This is a genomic window from Noviherbaspirillum cavernae, from assembly GCF_003590875.1.
Taxonomy (GTDB): Bacteria; Pseudomonadota; Gammaproteobacteria; order Burkholderiales; family Burkholderiaceae_D; genus Noviherbaspirillum; species Noviherbaspirillum cavernae.
In genome coordinates, this window is sequence record NZ_QYUN01000002.1 from 2,244,109 (window position 1) to 2,256,359 (window position 12,251).

11 protein-coding genes are annotated in these 12,251 nt (G+C 53.1%); 2 read left to right on the forward strand and 9 right to left on the reverse strand.

Translation table 11 applies throughout. The features are described 5' to 3' along the window. Positions 1–22: 22 nt before the first annotated feature. Together tpiA and D3870_RS10455 are read right to left on the reverse strand one after the other, a co-directional pair. Complete coding sequence (gene tpiA / locus D3870_RS10450) at positions 23–763, reverse strand: triose-phosphate isomerase (RefSeq protein WP_119738892.1); 741 nt, start codon at positions 761–763, stop codon at positions 23–25. Positions 764–915: 152 nt separating this feature from the next. Then, positions 916–1,896 carry an NAD(P)H-quinone oxidoreductase gene (locus tag D3870_RS10455; protein WP_119738893.1) on the reverse strand — a complete coding sequence of 327 codons (981 nt, stop codon included), beginning with the start codon at positions 1,894–1,896 and terminating at the stop codon, positions 916–918. A 234-nt stretch (positions 1,897–2,130) separates the two neighbouring features. On the opposite strand from D3870_RS10455, the gene D3870_RS10460 reads away from it, so the two are divergent. After that, on the forward strand, positions 2,131–3,861 hold the full coding sequence (locus D3870_RS10460; protein WP_119738895.1) for a sensor domain-containing protein: 1,731 nt from the start codon (positions 2,131–2,133) through the stop codon (positions 3,859–3,861). 166 nt (positions 3,862–4,027) lie between these two features. Here the strand turns inward: D3870_RS10460 and pnp are convergent, their stop codons facing one another. Both pnp and rpsO read right to left on the reverse strand, forming a co-directional pair. Next, the gene (pnp, locus tag D3870_RS10465) at positions 4,028–6,160 is read right to left on the reverse strand and encodes a polyribonucleotide nucleotidyltransferase (RefSeq protein WP_119738897.1); all 2,133 of its coding nucleotides are present in this window, start codon (positions 6,158–6,160) and stop codon (positions 4,028–4,030) included. Positions 6,161–6,348: 188 nt separating this feature from the next. Then, positions 6,349–6,618, reverse strand: coding sequence for a 30S ribosomal protein S15 (gene rpsO, locus D3870_RS10470; RefSeq protein ID WP_119738899.1), 270 nt, complete (start codon positions 6,616–6,618; stop codon positions 6,349–6,351). A 160-nt stretch (positions 6,619–6,778) separates the two neighbouring features. Here rpsO and D3870_RS10475 point away from each other — a divergent pair, with 160 nt between their 5' ends. Further along, complete coding sequence (locus D3870_RS10475) at positions 6,779–7,291, forward strand: outer membrane protein assembly factor BamE (RefSeq protein WP_119738900.1); 513 nt, start codon at positions 6,779–6,781, stop codon at positions 7,289–7,291. Between the two features lie 92 nt (positions 7,292–7,383). On the opposite strand, the gene D3870_RS10480 is transcribed toward D3870_RS10475, so the two are convergent. From D3870_RS10480 to D3870_RS10500, 5 genes are all read right to left on the reverse strand, one after another. Next, positions 7,384–8,922 carry a 2-isopropylmalate synthase gene (locus D3870_RS10480; protein WP_119738902.1) on the reverse strand — a complete coding sequence of 513 codons (1,539 nt, stop codon included), beginning with the start codon at positions 8,920–8,922 and terminating at the stop codon, positions 7,384–7,386. A gap of 320 nt (positions 8,923–9,242) precedes the next feature. Beyond that, complete coding sequence (gene lysM, locus D3870_RS10485) at positions 9,243–9,746, reverse strand: peptidoglycan-binding protein LysM (protein WP_242489930.1); 504 nt, start codon at positions 9,744–9,746, stop codon at positions 9,243–9,245. A 90-nt stretch (positions 9,747–9,836) separates the two neighbouring features. Further along, a complete protein-coding gene (gene pssA, locus D3870_RS10490) occupies positions 9,837–10,715 on the reverse strand; it encodes a CDP-diacylglycerol--serine O-phosphatidyltransferase (protein WP_119738906.1) in 879 nt (292 codons plus the stop codon). A gap of 32 nt (positions 10,716–10,747) precedes the next feature. Beyond that, positions 10,748–11,392: a phosphatidylserine decarboxylase gene (locus D3870_RS10495; protein ID WP_119738908.1), complete on the reverse strand. Its 645-nt coding sequence runs from the start codon at positions 11,390–11,392 to the stop codon at positions 10,748–10,750. Positions 11,393–11,471: 79 nt separating this feature from the next. Then, positions 11,472–12,230, reverse strand: coding sequence for an SIMPL domain-containing protein (locus D3870_RS10500; RefSeq protein WP_119738909.1), 759 nt, complete (start codon positions 12,228–12,230; stop codon positions 11,472–11,474). Positions 12,231–12,251: the final 21 nt, after the last annotated feature.

The following is a 12,251-nucleotide window of genomic DNA, read 5'->3' on the forward strand; positions in this document are numbered from 1 at the left end:
AATTAATTCAATAACCGTGCGCTCAAACCGCGCCGCCGATTGCAAGGAAGTCCGCGGCTTTGAGCGAGGCTCCGCCTATCAATCCACCATCGATGTCCGACATCGCCAACAACTCTTTTGCGTTGTCCGGCTTCATGCTGCCACCGTACAGGATTTTTACGTCTGCCACCGGGCTCGTTGTCACCAATTTTGCGCGCAGCAGAGCATGCACATCCTGCGCCATCTGCGGGGTCGCGGTCTTGCCAGTGCCGATCGCCCAGACAGGCTCGTATGCGACGACAATCTTTTCAAGATCAGTCACATTAATTGCTGCCAGCACCGCACTGATTTGACGACCGACAACGATATCCGTCTGCCCCGCCTCTCGCTCGGCCAGCGATTCGCCGACACAAACAATTGGAGTCAATCCAGCATTCAATGCCTGCAACGTTTTCTTCGCAACCAGCTCATCACTTTCAGAATGATAAGTACGACGCTCCGAGTGCCCGACGATGACATATCGACAACCAAAGTCGCGCAACATTACTCCCGAAATCTCGCCGGTATATGCACCGGACTCGTGTACCGACAAGTCTTGAGCGCCCCATGCAATGGTTGTATTTGCCAGTTCTGACTGGCATTGCGCAAGATAAGGCGATGGAGCGCAAATCGCGAGGTCACATGCAATATTCCCTGCGCCTTCCTTGATACCGCCCAATAAAACCTGGTTGCCAGCCAGGTTGCCATTCATTTTCCAATTGCCGACAATGAGTTTTCGACGCATATGAGCCCAGATTTTCTATAACCATTGATTTTAGCGCGCCGCAGCATAACCGGTCAAACTGGCAGATAGACTTTCAATGTCTGGTCGATGCAGGAAGAAGTATCGCCCCATGAAAAACTCGCACATCAAGACAATGAATGAGCGATAACGATTCAAACGACCTTGAGCACGATCTTGCCGATATGCGTACTACTTTCCATCAGTGCATGGGCCTGCACGGCATCTTCCAACGCAAACACCCTGTAGATCACCGGCTTGATCCTGCCTGATTCGATCAGTGGCCAAATACGTTCACGTAATTTTTGAGCGATCGCTGCCTTGAATGCAATTGAACGCGGGCGCAGTGTCGAACCGGTGATCGTCAGCCTTCGCCGCAATACCTGTCCGACATCGACTGCTGCCTTGGAGCCGCCCAATACGGCAATAACTGCAAGCCGACCATCATCGGCGAGACAATTGATTTCTCGCTCGACATAGCTTCCTGCAACCATGTCGAGAATGACATCGACGCCCTTGCCATTGGTGGCGGCCTTCACTGTCTCGACAAAATCTTCCGTGTGGTAGTTGATGCCCCGCTCGGCACCCAGAGCTTCGCATGCCCGACATTTTTCGTCAGATCCTGCCGTTGCAAATACACGATGCCCCATCGCGGCTGCCATTTGAATCGCGGTCACACCAATGCCCGATGAACCGCCTTGCACCAGCAAGGTTTCACCATTGGCCAATTCGGCCCGGTCAAACACATTGCTCCAAACCGTGAAGAACGTTTCCGGCAGCGCTGCGGCTTCTACAGGACTCAAACCTTTGGGGATAGGCAAACATTGTTGAATCGGCGCGCTGCAGTATTCGGCATAACCTCCGCCCTGCACCAACGCACATACCACGTCACCTATCTTGAAGTCGCTTCCAGTCAAGTCACCTTCGACAATTTCACCTGCGATTTCAAGGCCCGGCAAGTCCGATGCGCCAAGCGGGACCGGATAGTGTCCGGCACGCTGCAATATGTCGGGACGATTCACACCCGCAGCATGCACTTTGATCAGGACCTCCCCTGCCTTTGGAGTCGGGACAGGGCGATCACAAAGTTTCAATACATCCGGCGGCCCCGGCTTCGCAATCTCTATGGCTCGCATTTTCACCTTCCTTCCTCACGATGAACAAAGAGGCATTTTACGTCACCATGATTTTGGTCCCGCCTGTGTCGATCCGTTCAATTAGACACCCAGAATCAGACATTCAGAATCGTGCCAGCACGAAGACTCGTAACATTTTGATCACAGCTACATGTTCATAGTTACAAATACATGGGGAACTAATTCATGTAAGCAATTTCCAAAAGGAAATATTGTCGATCCATGTGAGACGCCATGCATTTTGCTTACCGTTCAGCACTCTCTCCAAAGCCGACCACATCTCCATCCTCTCAAACTGCTGTCAATGATGGGAATGATCATGAAAGCATGATTTTTCGTTCGGAATGCGATGGCGTAATTCAGATCTCTCAAGATGGCGAGGTCATAAGCTTCGACAAAGAATCCGAAGTTATGTTGGGCATCCGCAGCGAAGAGGTAATCGGCAAATGTTTGAGCGACATCATCGCCCTTCCCGCGAGAGGTGAATGCAACACTGGAGCCCGCATGAATTTGCCATCCAATCGATGGCTCCAGTGTCATGCAAACCGTGCGAATGGAGAGATTGTCTCCGTCGAATTGGCAATGGCCCTCCCTAGGGCCGAGAGCAGTTCCGTGCTCACGGTATTCATACGCAACGTCGCCGGAACAAAACACTGCACAGACGAAAGTGCGGATAGCACAATCCCCTATCGTCAGCTCGTCGAGTTATCCCCGGAAGCCATTCTCGTTTATCAGCACGGAAAATTCACGCTCCTGAATCAAGCCGCGTGCCGCCTCCTTGGCGCCACATGCGCGAGCGATCTGTTAGGCAGGGAAATTTTCGATTTCGTGAATGAGGATGACCACACCGCGCTTCATGCATCAACGCATGAAGATAATCCGATGCCCTCGCCTTTTATCGAGCAAATGTGGCGGCGCGATGATGGCACGCTGTTTCATGCAGAGATGGCTGCCATGCCTTTGCTGTATAACGATGCACCTGCGGTACAAGTCGTTGTGCGCGACATTACCGAGCGCAAACGCCTTGAATCCATCCAGCAGGGGCAAAATCGTATTCTGAATCTGGTAGCGACCGGCTCGCCGTTGGCCGAAATACTGACAGAGATAGCCAGTTTCGTTGAAGCCCACAGTCCGCAATGCGTGTGCTCGATACGACTACTGGATGGCAGCAGTTTCTCGCAAATCGCCGGCACCTCTGCAGACCTGCCCGACATCAGCGCTTCGCCAACTCAAATACAGCTGCGCGCATCAAACATCGTTTCTGACAGCCCCTGGTCAGCACAGCCGATCATTGGCAACGCTGCGCAGGTGCTGGGGACATTCGCATGTCGTTTCAACGAGTCCCGCAACCCGAGCACGGAAGAACTGAATCTCTACAGCATTTGCATTCGACTGGCAGCCATCGCCATCGAAAGCCGGACTTTGCAAGAGAGGATGCGTTTTCTGGCGCACCACGATGGCCTGACAAGATTGCCGAATCGTTTCCTGTTCAAGGAATACCTTGAACTCGCCCTATGCAACGCACAACGTCATTCAAGTCCGTTCGCTGTTTTCTTTCTCGATCTCGATAAATTCAAGGAAATCAATGACACGCTCGGTCACGAGGCAGGCGATCAGGTATTGCGCGAAATTGCCGGGAGACTGCGAGGATGTTTGAGGCACACCGACAAGATTGCTCGAATGGGCGGCGACGAATTCTACATACTCATCGACAACCTGACCGATGCAACCTATGCACGCGGCGTTGCGCAAAAGCTTCTCGACGAGGTATCTCGCACCATCCATGTCAATCGGCAGGAATGTCGGCTCAGTGCGAGTATTGGCATCGCCATTTATCCGGGCGATGGCATGGATAGTCAAACGCTTTTAAGGAATGCCGACAGCGCCATGTATCGTGCAAAGGAACTGGGCAAGGATCGATTTCGATTTTACTTGACCATCAACGACGAGGAGATTGCGGCATGACCACGAAAGCCATATCGCGTCCCGGCAATTGAGCGCTACAGAAGCATACTCGTGACAGCTTGAAATGCCAGCCAGTTAGCAGCGCAATCGGGGCTCCGGCAATAAAAAAACGCCCGGCGTGAATGCCGGGCGGTTTCGATTGACGCCAACAATCGCTTGATGCGTCTTACTGCTGTTGCTGTGCCTCCGCACCACCTTCTTCCGCTGCCGCAGCTTTCATCGACAACTTGAGACGGCCACGATCATCGGTTTCGAGCACTTTGACACGGACTTGCTGACCCTCTTTCAAGTAATCGGCAACGGCATTGACACGCTCGTTGGCGATTTGGCTGATATGCAACAAGCCATCTTTACCTGGAATGACCTGGACGATCGCACCGAAATCCAGCAGCTTCAGGACAATGCCATCATAGGTCTTGCCCACTTCAACAGATGCGGTCAATTCCTCGATGCGGCGCTTGGCTTCCTGTCCGGCTGCCGCGTCAACAGACGCGATCGTCACGACGCCCTCATCGCTGATGTCGATCTGGGTACCGGTTTCTTCGGTCAACGCGCGAATCACTGCGCCGCCCTTGCCGATCACATCGCGGATCTTTTCCGGATTGATCTTGATGGTGATCAGACGCGGAGCAAAATCCGACAATTCCGCCTTGCCGTGCGGCATGGCTTCCTGCATCTTGCCGAGGATATGCATGCGCCCTTCCTTGGCTTGCGCCAGCGCGACCTGCATGATTTCCTTGGTAATGCCCTGGATCTTGATGTCCATCTGCAGCGCGGTAATGCCGTTGGCAGTTCCCGCCACCTTGAAGTCCATATCGCCAAGGTGATCTTCATCGCCCAGAATGTCGGTCAGAACGGCAAACTTGCTGCCATCCTTGATCAGGCCCATCGCAATGCCTGCAACGTGTGCCTTCATCGGAACACCCGCATCCATCAATGCAAGACAGCCACCGCAAACGGATGCCATCGAGGAGGAGCCATTCGACTCGGTGATTTCGGACACGAGGCGTACGGAATAGCTGAACTCTTCCGGTGATGGCAGAGCTGCTTGCAACGCGCGCTTGGCAAGACGCCCATGACCAATTTCACGACGCTTCGGCGTGCCCACGCGGCCGGTTTCGCCGGTCGCAAACGGAGGCATGTTGTAGTGAAGCATGAAACGATCGGAATATTCGCCCATCAGCGCATCGATCTTTTGTTCGTCACGTGCAGTGCCGAGAGTTGCCACCACCAACGCCTGCGTTTCGCCGCGGGTGAACAATGCGGAACCATGCGTGCGGGGCAGAACGCTGTTGCGGATCATGATCGGACGCACGGTACGTGTATCGCGGCCATCGATGCGAGGTTCGCCATCGAGGATTTGCGAGCGAACGATCCCGGCTTCCAGATCGAACAGGATGCTGCCGACTTCCGCTGCATCCGGTGCGACTCCTCCAACCGATGCTGCTTCTGTGGCCAACGCCGCGTTCACTTCAGACGTTACGGTCTTCAACTTCGCAGTACGCGCCTGCTTGTCCTTGGTCTGATAGGCCTCGCGCAACTTCGCCTCGGCGAAATGAGCAACGCGAGCAATCAGCGCCTCATTCTTTGGTGCCGGCTTCCATTCCACCTCCGGCTTGCCGCCGTCACGCACCAGTTCGTGAATGGCATCAATCACCGCCTTCATCTGGTCATGCCCGTAAACCACGGCACCGAGCATGATCTCTTCGGACAATTGGTTGGCTTCCGATTCCACCATCAGCACAGCCTGCTCCGTACCGGCGACCACCAGATCCATTTGCGACTTTGTCAGCTGCGAAGCTGTCGGGTTGAGCACATACTCGCCATCGATGTATCCAACACGTGCAGCACCGATCGGGCCGTTGAACGGAATACCCGCGACACACAATGCCGCCGATGCACCAATCATCGAGGCGATATCAGGATCGATCTGGGGATTGACGGACAGCACATGCACGATGACCTGCACTTCATTCAGATACCCCTCCGGGAACAGCGGGCGAATCGGACGATCGATCAGACGGGAAGTCAGCGTTTCCTTTTCCGACGGACGCCCTTCGCGCTTGAAAAAGCCGCCGGGAATGCGACCGGCTGCATACGCCTTCTCAACATAATCAACGGTCAGTGGGAAAAAATCCTGACCCAGCTTGGCATCTTTGCGTGCCACAACGGTCGCCAGCACAACGGTATCTTCCATCGATACGAGCACGGCACCAGACGCCTGACGAGCAATTTCGCCGGTTTCGAGCGTGACCTGATGCTGGCCGTACTGGAAGGTTTTGATAACTTTATTGAACACGGTGTTTCCTTTCTTTTTTGCCGACAGATTTTCAGGAGCTGTCGTTCACCTCACCACGGATGGCAGATCACGCATGACCCGCCGCCTTGCGTTTTTCGATTACAAACCACCAAAAGGCAAAATGCCCGCATCAGCAAACTGACGCAGGCATTTCAACGAAAAACCCGTGCAAAAATATCTCAACGAGATTACTTGCGCAGGCCGAGTTTTTCAATCAGCGCACGATAGCGGTTGGCGTCTTTGCCCTTCAGGTAAGAGAGCAGGCTTTTGCGACGGTTAACCATCATGATCAAGCCACGACGGGAGTGGTGATCCTTGGCGTGGGCCTTGAAATGGCCGTTGAGTTCATTGATACGGGCGGTCAGCAATGCAACCTGCACTTCCGGGGAACCCGTATCGTTTGTACCGCGCGCATTTTCCGCAATAATGGCGGCCTTGTTGATATTCTCGACTGACATGAACTTACCTTTCACATGCGGTGGACAGAGTCGCGACCCCGTACACCGTGAACAATTAATAAAGAGCTTGGCCAGAACGACCAAGATGCGAAGTATATAGGAAATGCCTTGGTGATTCAAACACTTAGCTTGCTTTTTGAGTCTCGTTAAAGGAATTCACATGAAATTTTTCAGATGCGCACTGTTAATTGCCTCAATAGCAATTTTTGGCGCATGTTCAGTTTTTCAGCCGGTAACTTTTAACTCTGGCACCACCGAATCCGATGTAGTCGCCAAGCTTGGTCAACCAACCAATCGGTATCAGGATGGCAGCGGCCATTTACTGGAATACGCAAAGGGCCCGTGGGGGCAACAAACATACATGGCACGATTTGACGCCGATGGGAAACTTGTCTCCTACGAGCAGGTGTTAACCACTCAAAAATTCAGCACCATCAAAATCGGCGACGCGACAAAGGCAGATGTTTTACGCACCATCGGCGCACCAAGCGAGACATCCTATCTGACACTGAGCGATCTCGAAGTGTGGTCGTATCCGTACAAGGAAAGCGATGTCTGGGATTCAATGATGCATGTGCATTTTGACAGGGCAGGAATCGTGCAAAAAATGTTGAACGGGCCCGATCCCCGCTTCGATCCTGACAATCGCTTCCCGTTTGGCAGGATTCGATGACAAGCCGGAATTGATTATCCTGGCGGCGCAAGTAAAAAAGACGCCTGTTTGTGCAGGCGTCTTTTCGAGAATTGCTTCGGCTTTGCCAAAACTCAGAGTTGAGGGTTGAGCTTTTCCGTCTTGGAGTGCAGCTTGTTCAATGCAGACAAATAGGCTTTGGCGGAAGCCACCACGATATCCGGATCGGCCCCCACGCCATTGACGATGCGCCCGGCCTTGGACAAACGCATCGTGACCTCACCTTGCGACTGCGTTCCCGTTGTGATGGCATTGACAGAGAACAGCAGCAATTCAGAACCGCTTTTCGCTTCCGCTTCGATTGCGTTGACGGTTGCATCCACCGGGCCATTGCCCTCCCCCTTGCACATCAACTCTTTGCCATCCATGGTAAACACCACTTTCGCTGCCGGTCTCTCTCCGGTTTCGGAGTGCTGAGACAGGGACACAAAACGGTAGTACTCATTGTCGTGCGACTGCTGCTCGTCTGACACCAACGCGATGATGTCCTCATCAAAAATCTCCGCCTTGCGATCCGCGAGTTCCTTGAACCTGGCAAATGCGGCATTGACTTCCGTTTCCGATTCAAGTTCGATACCCAACTCTTCAAGACGCTGCTTGAACGCATTCCGCCCGGACAGCTTGCCCAACACGATCTTGTTTGCAGTCCAGCCAACATCTTCGGCGCGCATGATTTCATACGTGTCACGCGCCTTGAGAACGCCATCCTGGTGAATGCCCGAAGCGTGCGCGAAGGCATTGGCACCGACGACCGCCTTGTTCGGTTGCACGGCAAAGCCCGTGATCTGCGACACCAGTTTCGACGCCGCCACTATCTGGCTTGTATCGATATTCAGATCAAGCTTGAAGTGATCCTTGCGGGTCCTCATTGCCATGACCACCTCTTCAAGTGCCGTGTTGCCTGCACGTTCGCCCAGGCCGTTGATCGTGCACTCAACCTGCCGCGCGCCGCCGATGTAGACACCTGCCAGGGAATTGGCTACCGCCATTCCGAGATCGTTGTGGCAATGCACTGACCAGACTGCCTTGTCGGAATTCGGAACACGCTCCCGCAAGGTCTTGATCAGATGACCGTAGAGTTCCGGCACGCCATAGCCGACGGTGTCAGGAATGTTGATGGTCGTTGCACCTTCTGCAATAACGGCCTCGATGACCTTGCACAAAAAATCGATATCGGATCGACTGCCATCCTCGGTACTGAATTCGACATCATCGGTAAACTTGCGCGCAAAGCGCACAGCCAGTTTGGCTTGCTCAAACACCTGATCCGGCGTCATCCGCAATTTCTTTTCCATGTGCAGCGCAGAAGTGGCAATGAACGTATGAATACGCTTGCGCTCCGCTGCAGCCAGCGCTTCTGCCGCACGCGAGATGTCGCGGTCATTGGCCCTCGACAAGGAGCAGATGGTGGAGTCCTTGATAATACCCGCTATGGTTTTGATGGAATCAAAGTCTCCGGGAGACGCCGCAGCGAAGCCGGCCTCGATCACATCCACCTTCAGGCGCTCCAGCTGCTTGGCGATACGGATTTTTTCATCCTTGGTCATCGATGCACCTGGGGATTGCTCACCATCCCGCAAGGTGGTGTCGAAAATGATCAGTTTGTCGGCCATGCTGTTGCTCCTTAGGAAAATACGCTGAATGAGTCGATGAAACGGTTTTTCGCCCGCCCTTGCCAATCGCAGCCTGGGCCAGACACTACACGAATTGTGGGGGTATGGGATTTAGCGCGCGTTAACGCACTAGTAGCAGGCCTGGTAGCAGGCTGCTGGAGATGGCGAATGCAAGGAAGTGGATTGCGCGAGACATGCGAAAAACTATAAGCGGAATTATGGAAAAGCGCAACGGTTTGATAAACAAGCAGTTTTCTTCCAAAATTCCGCCGCACCGCGAGGCCGTCACGGGTTTGCGCGGCAACAGATTGAATGCGTGATCAGGGTTTTGCAGGAATCCGCAGCAATTGGCCCGGGTATATCTTGTCCGGATCTTTCAGCATCGGCTTGTTCGCGTCAAAAATGACGCCATACTGATTGGCGTTCCCGTAATACTCTTTCGAAATCTTCGAGAGCGTATCGCCCGCTTTCACGGTATACCACTGCGACTCTTCGGCGACTTGCTCGACGTTGATCTGATCATTCACGTGTGCGACGCCTTGTACATTCCCGCAGCACAAGATGATTTTTTCCCGTGTTTGCTGGTCGGGCGCGGAGCCACTCACCGTCACAGTCGCCGCACTCGAGTCGTAAAGGACCGTCAGATTTTCTATGGGCAGATTTTGTACTGCCATGTAGTCAAGAATCGCGCGTTCAAGGGCTTGTTCCTTTTCACGGATATTGACTTGCGTGGTTTGGGTAGCTGGAATTGTTGAATCCTGGTTAGAAGAACCTGTTTTCAGGAATTTTTCTCCAGCCTCTTTCAAGAAAGAAATCAGACCCACGGCACTCTCCTTCATGACATGAAAAAATCATCATGTCAGGTTCGCAGGTTGCATGCCATGGGCTGCTACATGATTCAAAACAAAGAAGCTTTACTCTTTGTCGCCAATCGACTCGGGTTCCGTCTGAATGATGCTGACCGGCTTACCCTTGAATAGTCTCCAGAAATAAATCACGTATCCCGACAATCCGTACAGCACAAATAAACCGAACAATACTTTTGGCGGATCGCTTGATATGAGAACGAATACAAGCACGATCAGGAATATCGTGATGAAAGGAACCGACTTGCGAAAATTCACCTCCTTGAAGCTGTAGAAGGGAACATTGGTCACCATTGTCAAGCCGGCATAGAGCGTAATGCACCACGCGTACCAGCTCAAATCGCGCCCGGCAAAACCGAGATCATCCATCAACCAGATAAAGCCTGTCACCAACGCGGCCGATGCGGGACTCGGAAGTCCCTGGAAGTAGCGCTTGTCGACAACACCGATATTTGCATTGAAGCGGGCCAGGCGCAGCGCGGCACCGGCGCAATACACGAACGCGGCAAGCCACCCCCACTTTCCCAAGCCTCGCAGCGACCATTCATAAACCACAAGCGCAGGTGCAGCGCCGAACGACAACATGTCCGACAAACTGTCATATTGCGCACCGAATTCGCTTTGCGTATTCGTCAAACGCGCCACACGGCCATCGACGCTATCCAATAGCATTGCGGCGAAAATGGCAATTGCCGCGTAGTCGAACTTGAGGTTCATTGCCATCACAATGGCGAAGAACCCGCAGAACAGGTTCGCAGTCGTAAACGCGTTTGGCAATAAATAAATCCCGCGCCGGCGCAATTTGGGGTGCGTCGATGCTTCATCTTCGCCGAGCTGCGCATTATGCAGCGACGGTTTGTTCAGCCGCGTCACTTTTGGAAAGAAACCCGCGCTGTTTTTTGGTTTGCGACGATTGAAGCTTGCCATGGCAATTCCGTTTCAATGCAATACAAATATGATCACAGCTCGGCCAGGATTGTTTCTGTCGCAGACACCTTGTCGCCGACCGTCACCTTGGGCGATGCCGTGAGCGGCAAATACACATCAACGCGAGATCCAAAGCGGATAAATCCGTAGCGTTGGCCGCGGGCAAGCACATCTCCGGCTTTTACATAGCAAAGAATACGTCGCGCAATCAATCCGGCAACCTGTACGCAAGTCACAACCTGTCCTGCAGTCGTGGTGATCGTCAGTGCATTTCGCTCATTTTCGATTGAAGCCTTGTCGAGGTCCGCATTCACGAACTTGCCCGGAAAGTATTGAACATTTTCAATCCTGCCATCCACCGGTGCGCGGTTCGAGTGGACATTGAATACGTTCATGAAAACGCTGATCTTGAGCGCTTCCCTGTTTGCATAGGGATCGCGTGCTTTTTCCACAACGACAATACGTCCATCTGCCGGCGACAACACTGCATTGTTCTTTTGCGGGATGGTTCGAGCCGGATCACGGAAGAACTGCAAGACGAAGACGGCGATAATCCAGAATGGGATAGACCATGCGGCAGAGAAAAAAGTCACAACGAGTGCGATGGCCACTGCGATGCCCAAAAAAGGCCAGCCCTCGCGAGCAATGATAGGGTGCGGATAATTATTCAACTTCACTCCGGTTGATGGTCATTAGTAAAAGGCGTGGCTATTCTAGACGACAGGCAATTAAATGTAACCCCCAATCAGTGCCCGATTACTTGAAACGGACTTTGCCCACAATGCGTGTTCGCAAGGTTGTCTCACCAGCTTCGAAACTGGGCTCCTCGACCTGCACGCCATCTGCCACTGCCGCACGCATTGCCTTGGCTGCATATGCATCCTGTTGCGGCGCGTAAGCACCACTCCCTTCCAAATCGACAGCTTCGAAATTCGCATCCGAAACGTTGCGCCCCATTGCTTTCGCGATCGAGGCTACACGTTCCGTCAAATTGCGATAGGATGCTTCGATACCCTGTTGGTCCAGTACTTTGCTCGTCTGCTCAGACAAACTGAATTGCAGCCCGTTAAGCGCAAGAAGGCGCTGTGCGGCGGCGACCGTTTTGGGCAATTCATTCAGATTCTTCGTCGTCACTTCGAGATACTGGCCGACTCTCCAGCTGGCTGGCTGTCCAGTCTTGCTATTCGAGCGAGAGGCAGGGCGCTGCTGGTCATCCGGATAGACCGGATAAGTGTAGTACCCGCGCGTTTTCAGTGTCGCGCCCGGATCTTCTTTCTTGACGATCTCCATGCCCTGCTTCATCTTTTGATTGACGCGTGAAGCAGCAGCTGCCTTGTCTTTATCCTGCTCCTCGACCATGAAAGTCACACGCGCTTCATCGTTTGGATGTTTGACTTCACCCATGCCGGGCACAATAACCAGCGTACCTGTATTTTGCGCAGGTGATTGCGCATGAACATTCATGATGCCCATGGCCAACACCAAAACCAGAAGCCCAATGCCTGATTTCGTCATATCTTGCCTCCAAAAAAATGG